The sequence below is a fragment of the Niveispirillum lacus genome (assembly GCF_002251795.1).
GTDB classification, from domain to species: domain Bacteria; phylum Pseudomonadota; class Alphaproteobacteria; order Azospirillales; family Azospirillaceae; genus Niveispirillum; species Niveispirillum lacus.
The window spans coordinates 22615-46659 of record NZ_NOXU01000028.1; the positions used below are offsets into that span (position 1 = coordinate 22615).

Consider the following 24045-nt stretch of genomic DNA (forward strand, 5'->3'; position numbering starts at 1 on the left):
TATCCGACTGCGGCTGTCGCAGAGTCCAGGGTATGGGACGCGGGTTCGGGGGGCGGGGCATGTCACGTAACCTAGAGGCGCTGCAACTTTGGCGACGGGCACTGGTGGCCAGTGTGCGCAAAGACGGGCCCGACCTGTCGGCGCGGCAACTATCACTGCTGCTGACTGTCTTTCTGACCCCCCCACCGCATACGGTCAGGGGGCTGGCGACCACCTTGAATGTATCGAAGCCCGCGATTACACGCGCGCTGGACCGGCTGGGCCGGTTGGGCTACATCAAGCGCAAGCGCGATCAGGAGGATCGCCGTAACGTGTTGGTCCAGCGGACTGTGAAAGGGTCCGTCTTTTTGACCGAATTCGGTCAGATGGTGATTGACGCGGAAAAGGCTCCTCCGGTCAGCGACGAAGGCGCAGCCGTTGCTGAGCCCGTCCTTGATGTCAGTGGCGTTGTGCCCCCCGTGATGGTGGACGGCGCCCGAACGGAAACCTTGGCCCCATCGGCATGACCGACACTGAAAAGCTTGACCCCCGTGTGCATCCTTATCGGGATGACCTTGCTGCCGCCTATCTGCGTGGCCGCGTGAATGCCGCCCGGTTTATCGACGGCGTACCCTGTCAGATCCGCAGTGGCTTTGCTGCCATGAAGGAGGAACCGTCGTTCGAGGCACGGCAATCCACCGAACTGCTGTTCGGGGAGGCGTTCACGGTACTGGATGAACGCGATGGCTGGGCTTGGGGCCAAAATGGCACCGACGGGTATGTCGGTTGGCTGCGGGTTGAGGCGCTGGAGGCCGATCTGACTGTGCCGACGCATAAAGTGTCGGCGCTGCGCACCTTTGTGCAGCCGGAACCCGATCTGAAACTGCCTTTCCTGGATGTGCTGTCCATGGGGGCCCGTCTGGTCGTGACCGGTGATCAGGGCGAATGGCGGCAAATTGACGGCGGTGGCTGGGTCCATGCCCGTCATCTTGCCCCCATCGCTTTGGATGCGCCGGATTTTGTGGCCGTCGCGGAACGGTTTGCGGGCACCCCCTATCTGTGGGGCGGGCGTACCAGTATTGGCATTGATTGCTCGGGCCTGGTGCAGATTGCGCTGCTGGCAGCGGGTATCCATTGCCCGCGGGACAGCGATCAGCAGGCCGCCGCCATCGGCACCCTTGTTTCATCAGACGGTGCGGGCCTGTCATTTCAGCGGGGCGATCTTGTGTTTTTACCCGGCCATGTCGGTATCATGACCGACGCTGTCACTATACTGCACGCCAATGCGTTCCATATGCAGGTTTTGGCCGAACCACTGGCCGCCGTGGTCGCACGGGCGGGGGACAAGGCGATCAATGCCGTGAAGCGGCTGGTGTAACTTGCTGGATGATCCGCTGCTTTGCCATGGTCAGGGCCGGTAAACCGGACCGGACGACCAAGGGTCAGGATGGCCGCGTCCGCGAATTCAGGGTGCCGGCCGCCGATCAATCGCCGACCGAATGATGATTTGATTGATCCAACGCAAGGCGACAGGCGCCACGAAAAGGCAGGATGCCTGCCTTACATAGTGGTACCGGACATGGAACAGATCAATTTCATCGGCGGTTTTCTGCTGGGATTGGCCAGCGCGTTGCATTGCGCGGCGATGTGCGGCGGGATTGCTGGCACCCTGGTCATGGCTATGGCTCCGCCCGGTGACCACCGTCGCCAGGCGATAGCCCTGCTCTCGGTCCAACTTGGGCGGGTGGTGGCCTATATGCTGGCCGGAGCCGTGCTGGGCGGCCTGGGGGCCGGGCTTTACGGGCTGTTTGATCAGCGTGCGGCTTACGGCGTGCTGCAATGGGCTGCGGCCGTGACACTCGGATGGATTGGCCTGTCCTTGACCGGCTTGGCGCCTTCCCTGGCCCTGTTCGACCGGGTGCTGGGGCCGATTGGTGCTGGCCTGGAGATGTTGCGCCGTCGGGGTCTCGTGGCAGGCCCGCTGGCCGGCATTCTCTGGGGTTTTCTGCCCTGTGGCATGGTCTATGCCGGCCTGTTTTATGCCACGCTGGCGGGTGGGGCAAGGCAGGGGATGCTGGTCATGGCGGGATTCGGGCTAGGCACCCTGCCGGCGGTAACTCTGGCGGCCTTCGGATATTCGCGGCTACTGTCCTGGTCACGGCGGGCCTCTCTGCGCCGGGTGGTTGGCGTGTGTTTTCTGGTGTTGGCGCCGCTATCCTTGCTGATCCCGGCCACGACCATTCAGGCCCTTTGTGCCTGAATGGTCGTGATGTTTCGCCGGTGAAGACAAAACCGGTTGCCCTGTTCTATCAACAGGTCATCTTTTTCAGCCGAAGTTCTGCCGAGGTCGCGTCATGAAGCCCCCTGTTCTGCTCTATGCCTGCCCCACGGTTGATCAGAAAGGCTGGGTCACGGCCCTGGCGGCGGCCTGCCCCGGCATTGATATCCGTCTATGGCCCGATACCGGCGACAAGGCGGAGATTGAGTATGCGTTTGTGTGGAAACAGCCGCCGGGCATCCTGTCAGACCTGCCCAATCTTCAGGTGATTTTCTCCCTGGGCGCGGGCGTCGAACATGTGCTGACCGATCCCAGTCTGCCCTCTCATCTTCCGCTGATCCGCATGGTCGATCCGACGCTGGTTACAGGCATGGTGGAGTTTGTGGTGATGCAGGTCCTGCATTATCACCGTTCGATGCCCGACTACGCAGCACAGCAGAAAGCCGGCCTGTGGAAACAGTTGCCGCAACGTTTGCCCTCAGAGCGTCGCATCGGCATTCTGGGCTTGGGCGAGTTGGGGGCAGCCTGCGCCCAGGCGCTCACCGGTTTCGGTTTCAATGTGGCGGGGTGGGCTCGCACAGCCAAGGATTTGCCCAATGTGGCAACCTATGTCGGACCGACGGAGTTGCAGCCATTTCTGGCCCGCACCGATATCCTGGTCTGTCTGTTGCCACTGACCGGCCAGACGCGTGGCATCCTCAACCGCGAAACCCTGTCCATCCTGCCGCGCGGGGCGTACCTGATCAATGCCGCGCGTGGCGGGCATCTGGTGGAGGATGACCTGATCCCGCTGCTGGATGATGGTCAACTGGCAGGGGCGACGCTGGATGTGTTCACGGTGGAACCGCTACCCGCTTCCCATCCTTTCTGGACCCATCCGCAGATCACGATTGTGCCTCATGCCGCCGCGCTGACCCACCCCGCCACAGCGTCGCGGATCGTTGCTGCCAATATCGACCGGCACCGGCGCGGTGAGGCACTGCTCCATGTCGTGGATCGGGCGCGCGGTTACTGATCGCCCCTTTTACGTCAGCAAGGTGAAGTCACCTTCCGCCCAGACCGCGCCGTTGATGATCAGTTCCACACGGTGGCGGCCCGGATAATGACGCCGGGTGCTGAAATCGCGGATTACCTGGCTGATCTCCAGCTTGACCCGTCGGCCAGGGGGAAGGTCCACATTTTTCAGTTTGAATACTTTGCCCGCGGCCTTGCCGCCCGGCCGGGCATAGTGGAGCCGATAATCGACCACCAGCCGTTGATCCTGCTGACCAGTAGAGACAATCTCCACTCCGATGCAAAGCCGGTCGCCCAACCGCAGCACCGTGGGGGCCACCTGGAACGCGGCGACCGCGATGCACACCCGGTCGGCAGCCCCAACCAGGGCCAGCGCACGTGGATGCCCGGCCTTGATCAGGCTGCGCAGCGCATGGCGGATGATCCAGGCCGTGGGGGCTGCTCCCCCTTGCCAGCCTTCCATCAGCGTCAGCGCCCAATCGGGATGCCGGTAGGTGATGTCATTCAGATGGTTGGCAACCGATTTGCGCACATAGGGGCTGATATCTGCCTTGAGCCGTTCCAAAATCGGTGCGGCCAGCGCTGGATCGTCAGTCAGCGCCGGGATACGGGCGGCCCAGGGCAACCGTGGGCGCGTGCCCTCACTGGCCAGCCGCCGCACATGGTCGTCCTTATCGTCAGCGAAGCGGCGTAGATATGACAGGGCAACATCCGGATGGCGGATCAGGAATGGGCGCACGGCAAATTCCGACGATCCGAACCGGGTCAGGTCGGCCAGGGCTGTCAACGAACGTTCCGGATGCTCCAGCCCGTGACGGGCGACATAGGCCGACAGGCTGATGCCCTGAAACCCCTGGTCCACAGCCCGCCCCATTTGGCAAACGACGGCCACCGCCTGCTCATAGGGCAGGGGCAGGGCGGCATGCAACGCGTCACCGATGCGCCCCACCCGTTCCATGATCGACAGTTGTGCGAATTCGTCGCCCAGCGCGCCGTGGAATCGTATGGGATCGAAATGCGGGGATGACTGTTCCCCTGCCTGGGCAATACGCGCCAGGGCCGCAGGGCCAAGCAGGTCTTTCAGCAGCGGGGTCTGACCAATATCGTTCATGACGCACATCATACCGGATGCCATGCCGACAACATATCCCGTCGCATTGAGGAACGGACTGATGCCGGTCTTGTAGCAGCGGCTTGGGTGATCTGTTAGGCTGCCGGCAACGCAGCGATAAGAATGTCCAGGCATGGCGCCCATCATCAAGATGTCCGATATCGCCCGCATGGCCGGTGTCTCGGTTTCCACCGTCTCCCGTGCCTTGGCCGGCAGCCCGCTGGTGCCAGAGCCCAAGCGGCAGGAAATCCTGGCCCTGGCGCGCGAACATGGCTATGTCATTAATGAACAGGCCCGCAATCTACGCCTGAAAAAGACCCGGACGATCGGTGTGGTGATCCCGCTGGGGCATGAGGTGGGACAGTTAATCTCCGACCCATTCTTTATCGAACTGTTCGGTCGGCTGGCTGACGAAATCACGGCCCGTGACTTTAATGTCCTGCTGACAAAGGTGGCCAAGCCGGAAGCCGGATGGCTTGATCGTCTGATACAGTCTCGCAAGGCTGACGGGCTGATTGTAATCGGACAGTCCGACCAACATGCGGCATTAAATGCGGCAGCGCGCGATTATCTGCCGCTGGTGGTATGGGGCGCGCATCTGCCCAATCAGCTTTACTGCTCTGTCGGGTCGGACAATATTGGCGGCGCCCGTATGGCAGTTGAACATCTGATCCGCCAGGGCCGTCGGCGCATCGCCTTTCTGGGTGTGCCCAATCTGCCGGAGGTGGGCCTGCGTTTTGAAGGTTATCGTCGCGCAGTGGCCGCTGCCGGTATCGCAGAGGATCCGGCTCTGTCGGCGCCCGCACATTTCACCGTTGATACAGCCTATGACACGGTTCGTGGCCTGATTGAGGCAGGGACAACGTTCGATGCGATCTTTGCCGTATCGGACGTCATCGCGATCGCCGCGATCAAAGCCCTGACAGCCGCCGGTCTGCGGGTGCCGGAGGATGTGGCGGTCGTGGGTTTCGACGACATCACCATCGCCGCTTATGTCAACCCGCCGCTGACCAGCGTCCGGCAGGATCTGGCACGCGGCGCGAAGGTGATGATCGACCTGCTGTTCCGCCGGATGGAGGAGGAGGACACACCCTCTGCCACCATGCCCGCCGAACTTGTCATTCGTAAATCCTGCGGTCGTTAAGAACCTTCTGCGTTTGCCAGCGATGGGGCCTCCGGCGAACCGGAAGCCCCATGATGTCACCGGAACAGCCAGACGATGATCGCGGTCAGGGCCAGCAGCGCCCCCGCCTGCACCCGGTAATTCTGCCACAGCGGCTGGCCCTTCAGGGAACGGGTTTCCGCGTCGAAGTCGGCGCGGGTCCACATCAGGGTTTCGGTTTTGACACGGTCCGGCGGGGCGGTCACCAGACTGGCGATGATGACAGCGGCCAGCGACAGGGCGAACAGCAGCGTGGCCGCCAGCAGGAAATGCAGGTGAATGCTGCCCGAAACCTGCACGCCATGAAACAGATAACCACCCGCCACCAGACCGACCAGCACGCCGGCCCGTGCGCCTGCCACATTGGCTCGGCGCCAGAAGATGCCGGCCAGGAAGAGGGCCACCACCGGCGGCACGGCATAGGCCAGGACTGCCTGCAGATATTGCCAAAGCGTGTCGGTCAGGTTCTCCACAACTGGCACCCAGGCCACCGACAGCACCATGAAGCACAGGGTCGTGATGCGCCCGATCCGCACCAGTGACGCCTGCGACACGTTCGGATTGAACCGGCGGACAAAATCCATGGTGACCAGGGTGGAGGCAGAATTGAATGTGCTGGCGATGGACGACATGATCGCCGCCAGGAACCCCGCCACAACGATACCGATGATGCCCACGGGCAGCAGGTCGAAAATCAGCGTCGGATAAACCAGATCTGGGCGTTCCAGGTTGGGATAAATCAGGATGGCGGCACTGCCCGGCAGGACCATCAAGAACAGGACCGGTAACTTCAGCAGGCCTGCGAACAGGCTGCCCCAGCGGCCATGGTTCAGATCCTTGGCCGACAAAACCCGCTGCACCATGAACTGGTTGGTACACCAGAAATACAGGCCGATCAGCGGCACCCCGGTGATCAGGCCCGTCCAGGGCAGGGTCTCATCACTGGCAGGGCGGATCAGGCTCATCTTCTGTGCGTCAACCCCGGCCATCACCGCATCCCAGCCGCCGGCCTTTTCAAAGGCGAAGACGGCCACGAAGACCGAAGCCCCGCACAAAATCACGGCCTGGACGACCTCCGTGACCAGCACAGCCTTCAACCCACCGGCCGCCGTATAGGCACCAGCCGCCAATGCCAGCAGGGCAGCGATCTGCCACAGAGGTACATCGGGGAAGATCAGTTTGAACATCAGCGCCCCACCGAACAAGGTGCCGGCCGTGTCCACAACGATGTTCAGGAAGATGGTCAGGCCGGAGAAATAAAGTCGGATCGAGCCATCAAAGCGACGTTCCAGAAATTCCGGCATTGTATAGACCTGCGACCGCAGGATCACCGGCAGCAGGAACAGGCAGAAAAAGACCAGTACGACGCTGGCCATCCATTCATAGTTATAGACGGCGATTCCCGATGCATACGCCGCGCCCGCCAGACCGATCAGGGTGGTGGAGGAGATATTGGAGGCCAGAAGGGCCAGGCCGATCGTCGGCCAAGTGGAACTGCGCGCGGCCAGGAAATAATCTGTGGCCGTGGTCGACTGGCGCGACGCATAGAGCCCCAACGCCACGATAGCGACCAGGTAAAGCCCGATAATCCCAGCATCCAGCCCTGATAGCTGGCCTAACCCCTGCGGCATGACACCTGTCCTCCCCGGATGGACTGATAGGGCGATGGATTCCGCCCGTTGTTGGCTTGGATCATACGCTGGCTTTCACCGGTTTGCAAACGATTGCATAACGACGAAACGCTCTCATTTTGTTAAGACGCTCAGTGGATCGCGGGCGCGTCGGTTCGAAGCTGCGGGGACAAACCGACCGTGACAGTTCGCAATGGCGCCACACTAAAAAATATAATACTAAAAATTCTGGACAATTCAGAGGGTGCTCTGGGGATAGGGGCGAGTATCTGGCGCGTCCGGTACGGCAACAGGAAACCTGGTCGGCTTGGCAAAGGCGGGTTAGCGGCCTGTTTGCATCAGCGTCGCCCCACGCCGCGTTCCAACCGACACAGCTGCGGGACAGCAGGCCGCTTTCGCCCCTGTACCGGCGTCAAAGGCATGAGACGCCAGCGGTCCCTGACCAGACCGCATCTCTTATTCAACGTGTTGTTGACGTTACATTCGATCAGCACCGTGGCGACAGTCCGGCCGATCGGGCCACTGTCGATGAGTACGCGACGTTGGTGAGGGCGGAATACAACATCGCGGCTGAATCTTATAGAGCGACGGCCATGACCGGTGCTGCACCCTATCAGACCATGATGGCACGCCGGCTAGCCTATCTCGTTGCTTACGGGTTGGCGTGTGACAAAGCTGGCAAGCAACTGCCGGTCAATTGGGTGGCCGTTGGGACAACATTGGATGCCTGGGCTGTGGCCGTCAACGCCGCCCTCGTCGGCGCGCAGGAGCATGCCGCCGCCCATGGCGGTTATCGGGACCTGCTGACAAAGGCCGCTAAACTGCTGTTGACTTTGGAGGAAGAAGACCTGACGGACAGGGAGATGTACAAGAACCTTGCCGTAGCGCGGACAGGCTATCTCACTGCCTGTGAAACCGTCCGAAGCCGACAGCAATCATCAGATCGGCAATAAATCGGCAGGTTCCGGTAGTAACAGCGCCTGGTTTGCGATCGACATGACAAGGTAGCGTCACCCGCGACCACCCTGGGCGGCTCGCTCTTAAACTGGCGCGGGACGGCCTAGCAGATAGCCTTGCAGAAGATCGGCACCGGCCTCACGCACCCAGCCCCGTTCGGCCTCAGTTTCGATGCCTTCTGCCACAATACGGGCGCCCGTCTCCCCGGCGATGCCGACCAGATGGCGCACGATGCTCTGTTTATAATGGTCCTGATCGATACCGCGGATCAGGGCCATGTCAATTTTTACATAATCGGGTCGCAGTTCCTGCAGCATGTTGAGGCCGGAGAAACCTGCCCCGATATCATCCAGTGCCACGCGGAAACCGGATTGGCGATAAAAGGCCAGGATACCGCGCAGATGGGCCTGATCCTTCACTTCTGCGGTTTCTGTCACCTCAAACACGATATCGGCGGGGGTCAGGCCCAGTTCCCGGACGAAGGTTTGCGTGGTCCGCAGGCAATAGGCAGGATCATAGATGCTGGACGGGTTGAAGTTAACGAATAGCTTGGCACCATTGGCCCGTTTCTTGGCAAAGGCCTTAATCGCCTCCCGCCGCGCGGCAAGGTCGAGGGTGAACATCAATTGTGTTTCTGCGGCCACGGACAGAAGCGAACCGGCGGAAACGATATCGCCATCGGCCTCCCGTCCGCGCAGCAAAGCCTCGTAGCCAAAGATACTGCCATCGGGACGGCAGATCGGCTGCAGCATGGAAAACAGGCGGTCATTCTCCAACATGGTGACCAGCCATTGCCCCTTCACCGCCGCTATCAACCAACGCAGCGTGCGTGTTGACAGGTAATCCGACAGGGATGGTTCCTTGTCGCCATCCAGCAGCAGGGCGCGGCAGTGATCGGTCTCTTCCTGCGACAGGGCACCGTTGGTTTCAGTCAGGAACGGGTCCATGTCGGCCCGTGACAGACGGATATCCAGGCACGCGGGATCATCGACCGGGATGACAGTAAGGTGGCGACGCGTTGCAATATCCAGAAGTTTCTGCCGCGTGTGACTGGTGGGCGGGGACAGCAGCAGGCGGTTGGCCGGATGAACAAGCGCCTTTATCCGTTCACATTCGGGGCAGTGCATGGGTTTCCTCCTTGGATGGTAGTGAACTGGGCCCTGCTGAACCAATATCAAGGCCTGCTTATGCATGGCCTGTGATCAGGTCACCCAGCAGGGGATTGGGGAAACGGCGGTCCAGCGTCACGGCCAGAAAACTCTCCGCCATACCCGGCAGGCGGACAGCTTCCACCAGTGTACCGGCCACCAATTCATCGCGAACGACAATGGCCGGGATGACTGCCAACCCCGCATCCTCACGCACCAGCAGACGGATCATCGCCATGTCATCAACCTCCGCCACGATACGCACCGACAGGCCCAACCGGGCCACCAAGGCATCGAACGCCGCGCGCAACGCTGTTTCGGGTGTCGGCAGGATCAGGGGATGTTTGGTCAGCAACTGGTCCAATGTCACGGCGCCCTCACCGGTGCGTGCGGGACTCGCGATCAGGCTGACCGGTTGTTCATCCAGTTGATGGATCAGATAGGGGCTGGCGGCATCCCGTGGCGGCGCCAGATTGGTCAGCACAACATCCAGGGCAAGACTATCCAGGCCACGCAGCAATTCCGCCTGCGAACCGGAGCGCAGGACAATTTCGACATCGGTGCGTCCCAGCAGGGGCCTGAGGAATCCGATCTGGAAATTGCGCGACAGGGTGGCCAATGCGCCAACCCGCAGCGTCCGCTGCGCGCCGCCGGCATTGCGCAGGGTCGCGGTCAGGTCCTCGGCCGTGCGGAAGATAGCTTCTGCATGGTCCAGCGCGATACGCCCGGCCTCGGTCAGCAGCAAACCGCGTCCCTGCCGTTCAAACAGATCATGGCCCAGACTATCCTCAAGCGTGCGCAACTGCGTCGACAAGGCCGACGGTGACAGGTTCAGGTTGCGGGCCGCACCTGTCAGGGTTCCATCCCGTGCCACAGCCCGGAACAGCCGCAAATGATGCAGATTCAGGATGGCCATGGCATTTGTTCCATAAAATAGAATGTTTATGCGCAAAAGATGTAATTTTCTGGAAGTGCGTCAAGGGGTATTTCCAACGGGCATTCCCACCCCGGAGAGGTCGATGATCTTGTCGAGCCTGGCACCGGCCGCATTGGCGGTCGTGGCGGCTGCTGCCTTCCTGCGCCCTGGCCGCCGCCCCAAACCCATCCCTGTAGTGGCTGAGATCGCTACCCTGATCGCCCTTGCCTTCTGCTGCGCCGGCGCCGTGGATTTTGCCCTGGACGGCCCGGTGACGGGTGGTTGGCTGCGCGCGGACATTGTCAGCACGGTGATGACCTGTCTGGTGGCTTTCATCGGCTGGATCGTTATGCGCTACAGCCGCACCTATCTGGACGGGGCCGATCGTGAAGGCCGTTTTCACGGGCTGATGTTGTCTGCCCTGGCACTGGTCTTGCTGCTGGTACAGGCAGGAAGCCTGTGGTTGCTGGTCGCGGCCTTTGCATCGGTCGGCCTGGTTCTGCGGCAATTGCTGCTATTCTATGACGAGCGGCCTGCGGCTCGGCGGGCGGCGGCAAAGTTCAGCCGGGTCTGGGGTGCTGGTGACCTGGCTTTGCTGGCGGCGGCGGGTTTGCTCTGGGCCAGCTTTGGAACGGCGGATATTGCCGCCATCAATGAAGCCGCGCGGACGGCGCCCCTGCCGGCCCTGGCCCCGGCGGCTGTGTCCTTCATTGTTCTGGCAGCGCTGCTGAAAACAGCGGCTTTTCCGCTGCATGGCTGGCTGACAGAAGTGATGGAGGCGCCAACCCCCGTGTCGGCCCTGCTCCATGCCGGCATCATTAACGGTGGCGGTGTGCTGCTGATTACCTTTGCTTGGTTGGTCCAGGCCAGTCCTGTCGCCATGGCAGCGCTGGTGCTGCTGGGTGGCCTTACGTCCCTGTTCGGCGCCTTGGTCATGCTGACCCAAAGTGCGGTGAAGACGGCCTTGGCCTGGTCCACGGTTGCTCAGATGGGCTTTATGCTGCTGCAATGCGGTTTGGGCCTCTGGCCATTGGCGCTCCTGCACATTCTGGCTCACTCGCTCTACAAGGCCCACGCTTTCCTGTCCTCGGGCGGCGCTGTTGCGGCGGTCCAGGCGGTGCGGCGTCCAGGACCGGTGGCCACGCCCGGACCGGCGGCTGTGCTGCGGGCCTTTCTGCTTGCTCTGGCGCTCTATGCCGCAGTCGCCTTCTGCTTCATCCTGGTCTGGGGGCCAAAATCGCCGCAGGCCCTGGCGCTGGGAGCCATCCTGGTGTTCGGTGTCGCGTATCTGGTGGCCCAGGGCCTTGCCGATGCCGCCCCGCGTGCCTTGACCCGGCGGACCTTGCTGGCCTCGGCTGGCGCCACACTGGCCTATTTCGGCTTCCAGGCGCTGGTTGCCGGGTTGGTCGGGGCCGCCTTGCCCTCGGTGCCGGTTGCTGGTGCCCTGGAATGGGCGCTGCTCGCGCTGACCGTCACCTCCTTCGGTATCGTGGCCGTGGCCCAGGCACTCTTCCCCCATTGGGCCCATCACCCGGCAGCCGCTGGCCTGCGGGTGCATGTTGCCAACGGTTTTTACCTTAACGCCGCCTTTGACCGCCTGATCGGCGGGTTCCGCATCTGACAGGGAGTTGCCCCCATGTTCAAGAACCTGCCCTCCATCGCCCCGACCGCCACCATGGCGATGTTTACGGCGGCAAACGAGGCGCTGCGCGCTGTTCCGCCGGCCTTTCCGCTGGAAGCCACTGTTGCCGTGAACCCGTTCCTGGGACAGACGGGGGAAGATCTGGCCCATGCCGCCGCGCGTCTGGCGCGTGTCGGTGGCGTGCGCCTGACACGGGAACGGTCGGACTATGCGGCGATGGTCACCAGAGGGGACATCACGGATGCCGATCTGGCCGCCGCCCTGGAGGCCAGCACCCACCCGGCCCGGCCGGCGGACCTGATCCAGTTGAAGGCCGCCATGCATCTCGACACGCCCCAGCCCGAAGCGCTGCCGACCGTGGCCGATCTGGCAGCACGCGCCACCGGTACTGACTGGCCAACCATCATCGCCCGCTGCATTGGACTTTGGGCGGCGGGCTATTTTGACCGCGGGCAGGCGCTGTGGACCCCGGCGCCAGGAGCCGATGCCTTTGCCGCTTGGCGGGAATGGGCGACCCATGATCTGACACCGGAACTCGCCGGCTTGTCCGGTTTCTGCCGCCATGTCGCCACCTGTCCGGACACCCCAGAGCGCGCCCTGCTGCGCGCGGCTCAGGCGCTGGGGGTTGAGGGAAAGGGGGCTGAAACGCTGTTCCATCGTCTCCTGGTTGACCTGGGTGGGTGGGCCCAGCATGCGCGCTGGCTGCTCTGGCAGGCGGAACTGGCGGGTACCGGCGATGCCACGCTTGCCGATCTGCTGGCCATCCGCATGGTCTGGGAAGAGGCGTTGTTGGCGCATCTGCCCGAACTGGCCGGTGAATGGGCAACGATCCGGGCGGCCCACCAGATGCCAGTGGCGCCGGATGCAGCGATCGTGGTGGATTGTATCTTACAGCACGCAGCCGAGCTGGCGCATCAGCGTGCCTTGGTGTCCCTGCTTCCCGGCATCGACAGTCACACCCCCGTGCAGCGTCCCCGTTTGCAGGTGGCTTTCTGCATCGATGTGCGGTCGGAGCCGTTCCGCCGGGCCCTGGAAAGCCTGGACCCCGGCATCGCGACCATCGGGTTTGCTGGCTTTTTCGGGCTGCCGGTTGCCCATCGGGCCACGGCGTCAGATCTGGTGGAAGCACGCCTGCCGGTGCTGCTGACCCCACGTTTGCACTCGCACAGTTGCACCGTTCCAGCCATTGATACGAGAAAGCGCATCACCGCCAGGGCTGTGCGGGCCTTTGGCCGGTTTCGTCAGGCCGCTGTCTCCTCGTTCGCCTTTGTCGAGGCGGCGGGCCCCTTCTATGGTGCCAAATTGCTGAAGGATGCGCTGGGCCTGGGCCACAGCCATACCATCGACAAGCCGCCGGTCCTCACTCCCGGCCTGTCGGCGGCGGACAAGGTGGCCACAGCCGCTGCGGTTCTCAAAGCCATGTCCTTGACCAGTGGCCATGGGCGGCTGGTGCTGTTGCTGGGCCATGGCGCCAATGTCACCAACAACCCGCATGAAAGCGCATATCATTGCGGGGCTTGCGGCGGCCATAAGGGTGATGTCTCGGCCCGGCTGCTGGCAGCCTTGCTGAATGATGCGGAAGCCCGTGCCGGTCTGGCGGACCATGGTATCGACCTGCCGGCCGACACCTTGTTCCTCGCCGGTCTGCATGACACGGTGACCGACAATGTCACCCTGTTTAACGACACGCCGCGCCGCAGCCATGAGCGGGACATTGCCGAGGCACGGGCTTTCCTCGACCGCGCGGCCCAGCAGGTGCGGGTGGAGCGGGCATCGCGTCTGCCCGGTGCATCGGCGGCCAGCCTGGTGGCGCGTGCCCGCAACTGGGCAGAGGTGCGGCCTGAATGGGGCCTTGCCGGCTGCGCAGCCTTCATTGCGGGCCCTCGTGCCGTGACCGCCGCCAGTAACCTGCAAGGTCGGGCTTTCCTGCATTCCTATGACTGGCGCGGCGATGCAGGGTTCGGCACCTTGGAACTTATCCTGACGGCCCCGGTTGTGGTGGCAAGCTGGATCAGCCTGCAATATTACGGTTCAGCGGTGGCGCCGTCGCTATTTGGCGGTGGTGACAAGCTGATCCACAATGTGACCGCCGGGATCGGCGTGGTTGAGGGCAATGGTGGTCGTCTGCGCGCCGGCCTGCCCTGGCAGGCCGTGCATGATGGACAGGCGCTGGCGCACGCGCCGCTGCGTCTTTCGGTGATGGTGGAGGCTCCACAACAGGCCATCACCGACATTCTGGATCGCCATCCGCAGGTCCGCGCCCTGTTCGATAATGGCTGGCTGTCGCTTTTCGCTTTGGAAAGTGGCCGCGTGGCGGCGCGCTGGTCACCCGGTCGCGGCTGGGCCAAGGGGCTGCAATCCCATGCAGCTTAGCTGCGGTTGCGTATTTTGCCGAAAAAGCTATTGACGAAATGGGCTCCCGAAACACATTAGAACAAATCTAAGTTTTCTTACTGGCAACCCGATATATCCCATCAAGAGGAACCGTGCGTCATGGTAACCGATTTTCAAGTGGTTGAGTTCGGCAAGGCCGATATTGAAAATGTCATGTCGAACATGTCCCCTGAACAGATCGATGGCCTTGCCTTCGGTGCGGTACAGTTGGACGATTCTGGTCGTATTCTTCAGTATAACGCAGCAGAGGGGGCCATTACTGGACGTGATCCCAAGGCTGTGGCCGGCAAGAATTTTTTCACCGAGGTCGCACCCTGCACCAATACCCCGGTTTTTAAGGGCGCCTTCGACGATGGCGTGAAGGCGGGCAATCTGAACACCATGATCGAATACACATTCGACTATAATATGAAGCCCACCAAGGTGAAGGTTCACATGAAGAAGGCGCTGATTGGTGACACCTACTGGGTGTTTGTGAAGCGTCTTTGACCGTTTGACGGCCTGTTCTCCCCCCGCCTTGCGCCAGAGCGTGCCAGCGATGGACATGGTTGAACCTTTTGAAAGCGACCGCGACGGACAAGCGGGGGGGAAGGCCACGGTGTCAGGGGCGGTGGGGCCCATTTGGTGGCGCGACGGCGCAGCACTGTCCCGCTTCATTGCCGACCTGGTGGCGTCCGATCTGTCGCGTTTGCGCCCCGGTGCCACCATACCGCCTTCCGGCGGTTGGGCGCCGGAGTTAGAGTTTGGCGCCAACGGCCTGGGTATGGACAGTCTGGAACTGGTGTCGATCGCCACCAGTTTGACAGAAGTACTTCACCTTCATCGTTCTGGCATCGAGGATTACCTGCTTGCCCGCCGGCGCTTTGGCGACTGGGTCCAGATTGTCGCAAAGGGTCTTTCCATCTTTGATCAGGAAATAACCTTTCGCACCTCTGGCAGCACCGGAACTCCCAAACCCTGTACCCATCGGGTGGACGGGCTTCTACGCGAAGTGGCCGTGCATGCGCGCCTGTTCGGGGCGTGTACCCGCGTGATCAGTCTGGTGCCCGGCCACCATATTTATGGGTTCCTGTTCACCATCCTTTTGCCCCGGATGCTGGGTGCTGCGGTTGTTGATGCACGGTCGCGGTTGCCGGGCCGCATCCTGTCCGATCTGCGGCCGGGGGACCTGCTGGTGGCGGTGCCTGAACAATGGGCGTTGCTGGCCCGTACCGGCGATTATCGCCTGTCAGATGTGTCGGGTGTCTGTTCCACCGGTCCACTGGACCCGGCTGTTCACCAAACCCTCATGACGCGGGGCCTGATCTTGACGGAAGTCTATGGGTCGAGCGAGACGGCCGGCATCGGTTGGCGCCAATCACCGGAGCAGCCATTCCGTCTGTTCGACGGCCTCTCCCTGAACAGCGATGGTACCGGGTTGCATGCCGGTTGGGATGGGCTGGAAAAGGAATTGCAAGATCGGCTGGACCGTGTGGATGATTGTCACTTCCGACTGACTGGCCGCCGTGACGGCGCTGTGCAGATCGGCGGTGTCAACGTCTTTCCAGAACGGGTGGTGACTGCCCTGCGTGCGCACCCCGCTGTGCGCGACGCCGCTGTGCGGACCATGCCCGTCCCCGGTGGCCTGCGCCTGAAGGCCTTTATCGTGCCGCAAGATCCAGATCAGATCGGTCTGGAAACGACGCTGCAGGCCTGGGCCGATACCCAGCTTTCCATGCCGGAACGCCCGAAAAGCTGGACCTTCGGACCTGTCCTTCCAACATCCGCCCTGGGAAAACTGTGCGACTGGTGACGGCGCCTGTATCGTCGCCTCAGTTTGCCGCTTCCCACCGTTCATAAATCTCCAGCGTCTTCTGGGGAGCGGTGTTGTACCAGGAATAACCGTTGCGCCGTTCTTCCGACAACGCGGCCACATCATCATGGATGGTGCGGTCGCGGTCACCAAAGATCGGCTGGTTGGTATCCAGCGCATAGAACCGGGCCCAAAGTGGCTTGGCACCGGGACTGACTTTCAGCACGGATCCCTGTTCGGTTTTTTCCCAACTGCGATCCTTGATGACGCTGTCCCTCAGCCAGGCAACACCGCCCCGGATCGCGGCCTTCACTTCTTCTGTTGGGGTTTGTAGACCCATCAGGAACTGAAGGATGCGGGCACTTTCCGCGCTGGACAGCGATGCGGGTTCAAAATTGCGGGCGCCCACGGGGCGCAGGGTCAGGGCGTCATGCTGCTGCCCCCACCCCAATCGCTCGCCATCCTTGACCACCTGTGTGGTCAGGATGCAGGTGATGGCGTTGACCACCGCATTGACAGCCCGTTCGCGGGTGCTGGCGGGAACGGTGGCAAAACCTTCCTTGCCGGCTGCCACTTCCAAAAGCAGTTGCGCCACATGCACAAAGGCATCGTCATTATAGGTGATGGCGTCGTGGTAGCCGCCCTGTAGCGGCCAGACCTGCGGCCACCCGCCATTGGGCATTTGTGCGCTCAGCAGATAATCCACCCCCTTCAGCAAGGAGGCCCGGTAGGAACCGGCATCCGCCGCTGGCAGTTGAGAGACAACCCGCGACAGGAACCGTATTTCCGTGACGGTCGCATCATTATCGATGGTTCCGACATAGTTCCATGGCCGTTGCCCGTCTTTGCCATGCTCGCCCGCCACATAATGCTGCCCTGGCTGCCGGATGGCGCCGTCGCGTGGCTGGTTCTTGCCCCAACCACCGGCCGGTGTTTGGAAACTGACAATAACATCGGCAATGTGCCGCGCCTCGGCCCCGCCATACCAGGTGGCAGGTTTGTCCAGCGGCATGGATTTCGGCCCGTTGCCGCCGGCTGCGGGCGCCGGTATCGGGTGTCCGGACGGGAGCTCGGCGGCGAGACTGGCCTTGTCCTTGACCAGCAGGGAGGCGGACCGCGCCAGATAGTCCTGCCAAGCGGCCCGTTCGATCGGGGCGCTGCTGGCGATACGTTCGACCGTCAGCGGTTCTGCCGGGACCATGGTGCCGATCGTGGCGCCATGCGCCGTTGTGGTCAGCAGAAGGGCCAGCAGGGCCAGGCGTTTCATGCGCTTATCCTTATCGGAGAGTCGAGGTTTCGCGCCAATGATACCGGTTTCCTAAACGGGCGCCAGTGACTTGATGGACAAAAATATCGACCGGGTAGGGTTGCCCCTGACCCCGTTCCTTAAAGGGCGTCCATCAAGGGACGTTGTTCCAGGATCGTCTTCAGGCAGATGCGCGTGGAAAAGGACCGGACCCCTGGCAAGGGCCCCAATTGTGTGCGCAGCAGATCGTCCAAGGCGGAGACATCGCGGGCCACCACACGCAGCAGATAATCAAATTCACCGGCAGTGGTGTGACAGTCCAGCACTGCCGGTACCCCCACCACCGCCCGTTCAAAATCATCATGCCGGCCCAGGTCAATGGTAACGCTGACAAAGGCGGTGATTGACAAACCCAGCTTGTCCCGGTCCAACCGTGCCCCATAGCCTTTAACAAGCCCGGCCCGTTCCAGACTCTGCAATCGGTTCCAGCAGGCGGTCTTTGACAGGCCCGCTGCTTCAGCGATCTCCGCAAAGGAGGCGCGGCCATCCTGTTCGACAAGTGACAGTAGCCGACGATCTGTCCGATCCATTGTCGTTCCTAAATAATGTAGGAAAGCAGAATAATGTTCCGAATTTTAGATATCAGACAAGCGACTTTGCGACAATGTTCCCTCTGGGCTTTGATATGATCACAAGTAGGCCATGGGGGACGTAAAAAGAGGGACAGAGTATGACCATCACCCGCGCCATGCTGGAGGCCCTCGACAAGGGCGATCCGCTGGCCCCGTTCCGCGATGAATTCGATCTGCCGCCTGACGTGCTGTACCTGGACGGCAATTCGCTGGGCGTTCTGCCGAAGGCCGCTAAGGCCCGCATGGTCCGTGCCGTTGAACAGGAATGGGGCCGTGGCCTGATCCGGTCCTGGAACGAGGCGGGCTGGATCGATATGCCCGGTCGTGTGGGGGCGGCGATTGCCGGGCTTATCGGGGCGCATGCGGACGAAGTGATTGTCGCCGACAGCACCTCGGTGAATATTTTCAAGCTGGCCGCTGCGGCGTTGCGCCTGCGCCCCGGTCGGCGGATCATCCTTTCGGAACCCGGCAATTTCCCCACCGACCTCTATATGCTGCAGGGCCTGACGATGTTCCTGGGTGGGGCGGTGGAGGTGCGGACCGTAGCGCCCGCCGACCTGCCAACAGCCTTGACGGATGAGGTGGCCCTGCTGCTGCTGACCCAGGTTCATTACAAGACCGGACGCATGCATGATATGGCCGACCTGACGGCGCGCGCCCATGCCGTCGGCGCGTTGACCCTGTGGGATCTGTCACACAGCGCCGGTGCGCTGGAGGTCAATCTGAACGGAGCCGGTGCGGATTTCGCGGTCGGTTGCGGCTATAAATATCTCAATGGCGGGCCGGGGGCACCAGCCTTCCTGTTTGTGGCGCGCCGGCATCAGGCGGACGCGGTACAGCCCCTGTCGGGCTGGATGGGCCACGCCGCCCCCTTCGCGTTTGATGACACCTATCGCCCGGCCGATGGCATGCGGCGACACCTATGTGGCACCCCACCCATTCTGGGCCTGTCAGCGCTGGAAGAAGGGGTCGCCATCATGGCGCGCGCTGACCGGAGCCATATCCGGGAAAAGTCGCAGCGCCTGGGTGACCTGTTTATCACGCTGGTCGAACAGATGTGCGGCGATGTTTTCGGCCTGATCAGTCCGCGTGAGGCCGGGCAGCGCGGCAGTCATGTAAGCCTGTCCCATCTTGATGGCTATGCCATCATGCAGGCATTGATTGCGCGTGGCGTCATTGGTGATTTCCGCGCGCCCGATGCCCTGCGTTTTGGGTTCACGCCGCTGTATCTGCGCTATGTGGACCTGTGGGAGGCGGTGGCTCACCTGGCCAATATCATGCAGTCCGGTGAGTACCGCCAGGACCGTTTCCAGACCAAGGCAGCCGTGACATGAGTGAGCAAAGCAGAGGATGCCCCATGGGCATGACGGCGGGTGGCGACACGTTTCATGCCAGCCCCGACATCTCCTACAGCCGTTATCTGGGCCTGGACACGCTGCTGGCTTCACAGCATCCATTGTCGCCGGAGCATGACGAACTGCTGTTCATCATCATTCATCAGGCCAGCGAATTATGGATGATGCTGTGCATCCATGAATTGAAGGAAGCGCGTCAGCAAATCCGCAAGGATGAGCTTGGCCCCGCCTTCAAAATGATCGCCCGTGTGGCGCAGGTGCAGCGGCAACTTATCCAGAGTTGGGATGTCCTGACCACCATGACGCCCGCCGATTATGCCCGTATCCGCCCGCATCTGGGGCAGTCCAGCGGTTTTCAATCCTGGCAGTACCGTCTGCTGGAATTTATGCTGGGCAACAAGAATGCCGCCATGATCCAGGTCCACCGGGCCGACCCGCCCGCCTATGCGGCCCTGGAGACCGCCCTGGCTGAACCCTCACTTTATGACGAATGCTTGCGGCTGCTCGCCCGGCGCGGATTCGCCCTACCGCCCGAATGTCTGGAACGTGATTTCAGCCTCGCTTATCAGCCCAACCCGGCGGTAGAGGCGGCCTGGTGTGAGGTCTATCGCGATACGGCCCGTCATTGGGACCTCTATGAGCTGGCAGAAAAGCTGGTGGATCTGGAAGGCCGGTTCCAGCAATGGCGCTTCAACCACATGAAAACGGTGGAACGGATCATCGGCTACCGGTCCGGGACGGGCGGGACCAGCGGCGTCAAGTATCTGGTGAAGGCCCTGGATACCAGCTTCTTCCCCGAACTACTGAGCCTGAGGACCGCACTGTGAGCCGGATTTATGACATTACCCAGCCGATCCGCTCCGGCATCCCCGTCTGGCCCGGCGACACCGACTATGCCGAGCAACGGGTCTGGGCCATTGACGCGTCCTGTCCGGTGAATGTCAGCCGGCTGACATTGTCGACCCATACCGGCACCCATGCCGACGCGCCGTTGCATTATGATGCGGGCGGTTTGCCCATTGGGGCGGTGGATCTGGATCTCTACCTGGGGCCGGCCCTGGTTCTGCACCTGCCGCCGGGGCTGAACAGGGTGGAGAGTGGCCACCTGGCGGGGCGGGTGCCGACGGGAACGCGCCGCCTGCTGTTGCGGACCTATGATCGTTTCCCACAGGATGTCTGGGACAGTGACTTTACGGCGATCGGCGCCGATACAATCGACAGCCTGGCCGGGCAGGGGGTGCGTCTGATCGGGGTGGATGCTCCGTCGCTGGACCCGCAATCTTCCAAGACCATGGATGCCCATATGGCCGTCCGCCGTCATGGCATGGCCATTCTGGAGGGGCTGGTCCTGGATGATGTCCCTGAGGGGATGTTTGAGCTGATCGCCTTGCCGCTGCGGCTGGCTACCGCCGACGCTGCGCCTGTTCGCGCCATCCTGCGTTCGCTGTGAAACGGGCGTCAGTCGGGCCGGAGGGATAACAGGGCGTTGGGGAACTCCGGGTCGCCACGCCTGACATCCTGGATCACACGGCCCTGTGACAACCGGATGATCCGGTCAGCCAGGGCCGCCTCACGGCGCAGATGGGTGATCAGCAAGATGGTCCGGCCTGCTGCTGCTTCCTTGATCTTCGCCAAAATCAGGGTGGCGACGGCAAGGTCAATCCCTTCCGTGACCTCATCCAACAGCCATAAAGGCTTGTCCTGCAACAGGAACCGCGCCAGGGCCAAACGCCGCCGCTGTCCCGACGACAGGCCGCTCCCGCCTTCACCCAGTCTGGCATCCAGCCCGCCTGGCATTTCCCGCACGACACGGGCCAGCCCCGCCTGTTCCAGTACATCCCACAACAGAACATCACTGGCGGCTGGCGCGGCGAGCAGCAGGTTGGCGCGGACACTGTCCTGAAAAAGCGCGGATTCCTGGGCCAACAGCCCCCAGGCGGGGGTGGAAACGCATCCGGCCTGGGGCTGCACTTCCCTGGTCAGCAGGGCAATCAGGCTGGATTTTCCGGCCCCGCTGTCACCGATGATGGCCACATGCTGCCCCGCCGGGATTAACAGGTTGAAGCCGTCATATAAAGCAGCCACAGCCCCCGGATGCCGGAACTGGATATCGGTCAGGGTGATATCCGGCGTCATCGTCATGGACGGTGCTTCCGGCATGTCTGCTGACAGGGCATCGCCCACCCGACGCACAGCGCGCAGGCTGCGGCCCAACTCCACGGCCCCCCGCCGCAATGGTGTCAATGGCTCCATCATGCCCAGCAGGATCAGCAGGAACAGAGCCACCCCGGCACCACCCAGCAGCCCGCGGTCAACCAGTTCTGCGCATAGAAGCACCCCGCCCGATAGTAGCGCTGTGCCTGCCAGCCCCTGGCCCAGGGCCAGTCGGCTTTCCAACCGGTTCAGACGGTCATCTGCCCGTGCCAGCCGCGTCTCCGCCGCCAGGGCCAGTTTTGCCACCTGCTCTTGCCGCCCTGCGAGCCGCCATTCCACCCGGCCCGCCACCAGATCCAGCAACCGCAGGCGAAGGGCTTCCAGCGCCGCAGCACGCAGCCCCCCGGCGGCAAGCCCGCCCTGTCCGCCCAGGACCAGCATGATCAGACCGGTGAACAGCAGGAACAGACCCGGCAGCAGACCAGCCCCGCCGGCCAGGAGCGCCAGTACCACCATGCCGGCCAGCGACAACAGCAGCAGACCAGCCACGGGCACCAGTAAGCGCAGGTACAGCGTATCCAGCGTATCCAGATCGCCGGTGATGCGGAACAACATCCGCCCCGGTCGCTGTAGCAGGGCCCTGCCCAGGTTCGGCCGCGCCAGCGCCCGAAACAGGCGCACGCGCAGACCCGCAATAACCGACAAGGTGGCGTCGTGGGTGACCAGCCGTTCGCTGTATCGGGCGCCCGTGCGCAACAGGGCCAGGACCCGCACCCCCATGCTGGGCGGGAACAGGTCAAAAGCCAAGGCCCCCCCGGCTGCCAGGCCGATCATGCCGGTCGCCGCCACGAACCAGCCCGACAGGCCCAGCAGGGCCGCCCCAGTCATCGCTGTCAGGCAGGCCAGGCCCAGGCCAAAGCCCAGCTTCCAGCCCGCCGCCTCCCGGAACAGGCGGAACAGCAGCAGCAGATGCACCTTCATGCCCCAACCTCCACCACCCGATCCATGCGGGCGGCCAGTCGTGGATCGTGGGTGGCGATCAGCAGGGCGCGGCCCTGTGCCGCCGCCAGAAGCGCGTTGATCACCTCTTCTGCGGTGCTGGCATCCAGATGCGCGGTCGGTTCATCCGCCAGGATCAGGCTGGCGTCCGGATCGGCGATGGCGCGGGCCAGCGCCAGGCGCAGGGTTTCCCCGCCCGACAGGCCAATCCCGCCTTCCCCCACCCGCCGTGTCGGATCATGTCCGGGCAGCAGGCGTTGAAGCACGGGCGCTGCCGCCACTCCTGACCGGCCCAGACTGACATTTGCTGCTAGGGAAGCATTCATCACAAAAGGCCGATGGCCAATCCAGCCAACCTTTCCCCGACGCACCACCACACCCTTGTCGGGGCGCAGCAGGCCTGCCGCCAGGGCCAGAAGGGTGGATTTGCCCCCGCCGCTGGGACCATACAGCGCCAGTTTTTCACCGGGGTACAGCGCCAGGTCGACACCAGTCACCAGCGGTGCCGACCCCGGATAGGTAAAGGTCACCCCGTCCAGACGCAGGACCGGGCCTTCCGGCGGTGCTTCTGTCGGCGCCACCGGCACCAATGGCGGGCCATCCAGGGCGGTCATGGCGCGCAGGGCGGCCTCGCCGCTGGCCCGGTCATGCCACAGGGCGGACATTTCCCGCAACGGCTCGAAGAAGGCTGGCGCCAGCAGCAAGATGAACAGACCCTCTGTCAAACCCAAGGTCTGTCCCCAGGTACCGATCTCCGCCTGACCGAAAAGATGCGATCCGACATAGACCGCTACCAATGCCACCCCCAGCGCCGAAAACAGTTCCAGCGCGGCCGAAGACAAAAACGCAATCCGCAGCACGGCCAGGGTCCGCCGCTTGACATCGGCAGCCAGGGTGCCAAGCCGCTCTGCAACCAGGTGCTCAGCCTTCAGCGCGCGGATGGTCGGCAGGCCGCGTAGCCGGTCCATCAGCAGCCCGTTCATGCTGCCAACTGCTGCCAGTTGATCCTCACTGGCTTTTTTGGCGCGAATACCGACCAACGCCATGCAAAGGGGGATCAGCGGTGCTGCGACCAGCAGGATCAGTGCTGCGGCCCAGGAATGCCACGCCACCACCGGCAGAATCACCCCTGGGACCAGAATCAGACGCCAGCGCACAGGCACATAGCGCTGAAGGTAGGGAACCACTGCTTCTGCCTGCTCGGCCAGAAGGCCCGCGATCTCCCCCGATGGCGGTAGGGTCGGGTCCAGGGGGGCGCGTTGCGACAGCACGGCCACGGCCCGCGCCCGCTGTCTGGTCAGTTCGTCTCGGGCCGCCCGGAACGCCAGTCGACCGCCCCAGGCATCCAGCGCGGCGCGCAGCAGGCCCAACCCGGCAAAGACCATGGCGAGCGTCACCGCTTCGCCCGGCGACGCATATGGACCGGTCAGCGAGAACACGGCGGCCGCCAGCAGCCAAGCCTGCGGCACCCAGAGCAGCGCCGCTGCCGCCTGGACCAGGGCGGCCAGACGCAGGCGGGGTGGAACGGGGGGGCGGGCTTTTCTCGACATGGTCGCGGAAAATAACCAGCCTTGGGTCTGGGCGGTAGCGCAAAGCGCAGCTATCCGGTTTCTTGCGTCGCCCTGTCCCACCTGT

Annotated in this window: 21 protein-coding genes; 13 read left to right on the forward strand and 8 right to left on the reverse strand. The window is 62.8% G+C overall.

The features are described from left to right. Positions 1-59 precede the first annotated feature (59 nt). From CHU95_RS10665 to CHU95_RS10680, 4 genes are all read left to right on the forward strand, one after another. Positions 60-506 carry a MarR family transcriptional regulator gene (locus CHU95_RS10665; protein WP_094456476.1) on the forward strand — a complete coding sequence of 149 codons (447 nt, stop codon included), beginning with the start codon at positions 60-62 and terminating at the stop codon, positions 504-506. After that, positions 503-1357 carry a C40 family peptidase gene (locus CHU95_RS10670; RefSeq protein ID WP_094456334.1) on the forward strand — a complete coding sequence of 285 codons (855 nt, stop codon included), beginning with the start codon at positions 503-505 and terminating at the stop codon, positions 1355-1357. Before CHU95_RS10665 ends, CHU95_RS10670 begins: the two co-directional genes overlap by 4 nt. Positions 1358-1558: 201 nt before the next feature. After that, positions 1559-2239: a sulfite exporter TauE/SafE family protein gene (locus CHU95_RS10675; protein WP_094456335.1), complete on the forward strand. Its 681-nt coding sequence runs from the start codon at positions 1559-1561 to the stop codon at positions 2237-2239. A 94-nt stretch (positions 2240-2333) separates the two neighbouring features. Further along, complete coding sequence (locus CHU95_RS10680) at positions 2334-3272, forward strand: 2-hydroxyacid dehydrogenase (RefSeq protein WP_094456336.1); 939 nt, start codon at positions 2334-2336, stop codon at positions 3270-3272. A 9-nt stretch (positions 3273-3281) separates the two neighbouring features. Here CHU95_RS10680 and CHU95_RS10685 read toward each other — a convergent pair whose 3' ends face one another. After that, positions 3282-4382 (reverse strand): DNA alkylation repair protein, encoded by a 1101-nt coding sequence (locus CHU95_RS10685; protein ID WP_094456477.1) that lies wholly within the window; start codon positions 4380-4382, stop codon positions 3282-3284. 133 nt (positions 4383-4515) lie between these two features. Between CHU95_RS10685 and CHU95_RS10690 the strand changes: the two genes are divergently transcribed. After that, positions 4516-5526 carry a LacI family DNA-binding transcriptional regulator gene (locus CHU95_RS10690; protein WP_207762443.1) on the forward strand — a complete coding sequence of 337 codons (1011 nt, stop codon included), beginning with the start codon at positions 4516-4518 and terminating at the stop codon, positions 5524-5526. A gap of 56 nt (positions 5527-5582) precedes the next feature. Here CHU95_RS10690 and CHU95_RS10695 read toward each other — a convergent pair whose 3' ends face one another. Beyond that, positions 5583-7175, reverse strand: a complete 1593-nt coding sequence (locus CHU95_RS10695; protein WP_094456337.1) for a sodium:solute symporter — start codon at positions 7173-7175, stop codon at positions 5583-5585. 593 nt (positions 7176-7768) lie between these two features. Between CHU95_RS10695 and CHU95_RS10700 the strand changes: the two genes are divergently transcribed. Then, the gene (locus CHU95_RS10700) at positions 7769-8128 is read left to right on the forward strand and encodes a hypothetical protein (RefSeq protein ID WP_094456338.1); all 360 of its coding nucleotides are present in this window, start codon (positions 7769-7771) and stop codon (positions 8126-8128) included. An 87-nt stretch (positions 8129-8215) separates the two neighbouring features. Here the strand turns inward: CHU95_RS10700 and CHU95_RS10705 are convergent, their stop codons facing one another. Together CHU95_RS10705 and CHU95_RS10710 are read right to left on the reverse strand one after the other, a co-directional pair. After that, positions 8216-9259, reverse strand: a complete 1044-nt coding sequence (locus tag CHU95_RS10705) for an EAL domain-containing protein (protein ID WP_165772117.1) — start codon at positions 9257-9259, stop codon at positions 8216-8218. 58 nt (positions 9260-9317) lie between these two features. Continuing rightward, the gene (locus CHU95_RS10710; RefSeq protein WP_094456340.1) at positions 9318-10196 is read right to left on the reverse strand and encodes a LysR family transcriptional regulator; all 879 of its coding nucleotides are present in this window, start codon (positions 10194-10196) and stop codon (positions 9318-9320) included. A 103-nt stretch (positions 10197-10299) separates the two neighbouring features. On the opposite strand from CHU95_RS10710, the gene CHU95_RS10715 reads away from it, so the two are divergent. From CHU95_RS10715 to CHU95_RS10730, 4 genes are all read left to right on the forward strand, one after another. After that, positions 10300-11817 carry a proton-conducting transporter transmembrane domain-containing protein gene (locus CHU95_RS10715; protein WP_094456341.1) on the forward strand — a complete coding sequence of 506 codons (1518 nt, stop codon included), beginning with the start codon at positions 10300-10302 and terminating at the stop codon, positions 11815-11817. Between the two features lie 15 nt (positions 11818-11832). Beyond that, the gene (locus CHU95_RS10720) at positions 11833-14211 is read left to right on the forward strand and encodes a YbcC family protein (protein WP_094456342.1); all 2379 of its coding nucleotides are present in this window, start codon (positions 11833-11835) and stop codon (positions 14209-14211) included. Positions 14212-14331: 120 nt separating this feature from the next. Continuing rightward, positions 14332-14721 (forward strand): photoactive yellow protein, encoded by a 390-nt coding sequence (gene pyp / locus CHU95_RS10725; RefSeq protein WP_094456343.1) that lies wholly within the window; start codon positions 14332-14334, stop codon positions 14719-14721. 49 nt (positions 14722-14770) lie between these two features. Beyond that, positions 14771-16024 carry an AMP-binding protein gene (locus CHU95_RS10730; RefSeq protein ID WP_094456344.1) on the forward strand — a complete coding sequence of 418 codons (1254 nt, stop codon included), beginning with the start codon at positions 14771-14773 and terminating at the stop codon, positions 16022-16024. Positions 16025-16043: 19 nt separating this feature from the next. Here the strand turns inward: CHU95_RS10730 and pelA are convergent, their stop codons facing one another. After that, entirely contained in the window at positions 16044-17291 is a 1248-nt protein-coding gene (gene pelA / locus CHU95_RS10735) for a pectate lyase (protein WP_094456345.1), read from the reverse strand. A gap of 119 nt (positions 17292-17410) precedes the next feature. After that, a complete protein-coding gene (locus tag CHU95_RS10740; RefSeq protein WP_094456346.1) occupies positions 17411-17860 on the reverse strand; it encodes an Lrp/AsnC family transcriptional regulator in 450 nt (149 codons plus the stop codon). A gap of 140 nt (positions 17861-18000) precedes the next feature. Between CHU95_RS10740 and kynU the strand changes: the two genes are divergently transcribed. From kynU to kynB, 3 genes are read left to right on the forward strand one after another with little or no spacing between them, the layout of a single operon-like run. Then, positions 18001-19236, forward strand: a complete 1236-nt coding sequence (gene kynU / locus CHU95_RS10745; protein ID WP_094456347.1) for a kynureninase — start codon at positions 18001-18003, stop codon at positions 19234-19236. A gap of 23 nt (positions 19237-19259) precedes the next feature. Next, positions 19260-20084 carry a tryptophan 2,3-dioxygenase gene (kynA, locus tag CHU95_RS22705; protein WP_245838136.1) on the forward strand — a complete coding sequence of 275 codons (825 nt, stop codon included), beginning with the start codon at positions 19260-19262 and terminating at the stop codon, positions 20082-20084. Beyond that, positions 20081-20707 (forward strand): arylformamidase, encoded by a 627-nt coding sequence (gene kynB / locus CHU95_RS10755; protein WP_207762444.1) that lies wholly within the window; start codon positions 20081-20083, stop codon positions 20705-20707. The genes kynA and kynB overlap by 4 nt, the downstream gene beginning before the upstream one ends. 8 nt (positions 20708-20715) lie before the next feature. Here the strand turns inward: kynB and CHU95_RS10760 are convergent, their stop codons facing one another. Beyond that, a complete protein-coding gene (locus CHU95_RS10760) occupies positions 20716-22392 on the reverse strand; it encodes an amino acid ABC transporter ATP-binding/permease protein (protein ID WP_094456349.1) in 1677 nt (558 codons plus the stop codon). Next, entirely contained in the window at positions 22389-23960 is a 1572-nt protein-coding gene (gene cydD / locus CHU95_RS10765; protein ID WP_094456350.1) for a thiol reductant ABC exporter subunit CydD, read from the reverse strand. The genes CHU95_RS10760 and cydD overlap by 4 nt, the downstream gene beginning before the upstream one ends. Positions 23961-24045: the final 85 nt, after the last annotated feature.

What these genes read in the sequence shown, in the direction of transcription:
- CHU95_RS10665 (WP_094456476.1), top strand. Translation starts at nt 60, where the DNA reads ATGTCACGTAACCTAGAGGCGCTGCAACTTTGGCGACGGGCACTGGTG.
- CHU95_RS10670 (WP_094456334.1), top strand. Translation starts at nt 503, where the DNA reads ATGACCGACACTGAAAAGCTTGACCCCCGTGTGCATCCTTATCGGGAT.
- CHU95_RS10675 (WP_094456335.1), top strand. Translation starts at nt 1,559, where the DNA reads ATGGAACAGATCAATTTCATCGGCGGTTTTCTGCTGGGATTGGCCAGC.
- CHU95_RS10680 (WP_094456336.1), top strand. Translation starts at nt 2,334, where the DNA reads ATGAAGCCCCCTGTTCTGCTCTATGCCTGCCCCACGGTTGATCAGAAA.
- CHU95_RS10685 (WP_094456477.1), bottom strand. Translation starts at nt 4,382, where the DNA reads ATGAACGATATTGGTCAGACCCCGCTGCTGAAAGACCTGCTTGGCCCT.
- CHU95_RS10690 (WP_207762443.1), top strand. Translation starts at nt 4,516, where the DNA reads ATGGCGCCCATCATCAAGATGTCCGATATCGCCCGCATGGCCGGTGTC.
- CHU95_RS10695 (WP_094456337.1), bottom strand. Translation starts at nt 7,175, where the DNA reads ATGCCGCAGGGGTTAGGCCAGCTATCAGGGCTGGATGCTGGGATTATC.
- CHU95_RS10700 (WP_094456338.1), top strand. Translation starts at nt 7,769, where the DNA reads ATGACCGGTGCTGCACCCTATCAGACCATGATGGCACGCCGGCTAGCC.
- CHU95_RS10705 (WP_165772117.1), bottom strand. Translation starts at nt 9,259, where the DNA reads ATGCACTGCCCCGAATGTGAACGGATAAAGGCGCTTGTTCATCCGGCC.
- CHU95_RS10710 (WP_094456340.1), bottom strand. Translation starts at nt 10,196, where the DNA reads ATGGCCATCCTGAATCTGCATCATTTGCGGCTGTTCCGGGCTGTGGCA.
- CHU95_RS10715 (WP_094456341.1), top strand. Translation starts at nt 10,300, where the DNA reads ATGATCTTGTCGAGCCTGGCACCGGCCGCATTGGCGGTCGTGGCGGCT.
- CHU95_RS10720 (WP_094456342.1), top strand. Translation starts at nt 11,833, where the DNA reads ATGTTCAAGAACCTGCCCTCCATCGCCCCGACCGCCACCATGGCGATG.
- pyp (WP_094456343.1), top strand. Translation starts at nt 14,332, where the DNA reads ATGGTAACCGATTTTCAAGTGGTTGAGTTCGGCAAGGCCGATATTGAA.
- CHU95_RS10730 (WP_094456344.1), top strand. Translation starts at nt 14,771, where the DNA reads ATGGACATGGTTGAACCTTTTGAAAGCGACCGCGACGGACAAGCGGGG.
- pelA (WP_094456345.1), bottom strand. Translation starts at nt 17,291, where the DNA reads ATGAAACGCCTGGCCCTGCTGGCCCTTCTGCTGACCACAACGGCGCAT.
- CHU95_RS10740 (WP_094456346.1), bottom strand. Translation starts at nt 17,860, where the DNA reads ATGGATCGGACAGATCGTCGGCTACTGTCACTTGTCGAACAGGATGGC.
- kynU (WP_094456347.1), top strand. Translation starts at nt 18,001, where the DNA reads ATGACCATCACCCGCGCCATGCTGGAGGCCCTCGACAAGGGCGATCCG.
- kynA (WP_245838136.1), top strand. Translation starts at nt 19,260, where the DNA reads ATGGGCATGACGGCGGGTGGCGACACGTTTCATGCCAGCCCCGACATC.
- CHU95_RS10760 (WP_094456349.1), bottom strand. Translation starts at nt 22,392, where the DNA reads ATGAAGGTGCATCTGCTGCTGCTGTTCCGCCTGTTCCGGGAGGCGGCG.
- cydD (WP_094456350.1), bottom strand. Translation starts at nt 23,960, where the DNA reads ATGTCGAGAAAAGCCCGCCCCCCCGTTCCACCCCGCCTGCGTCTGGCC.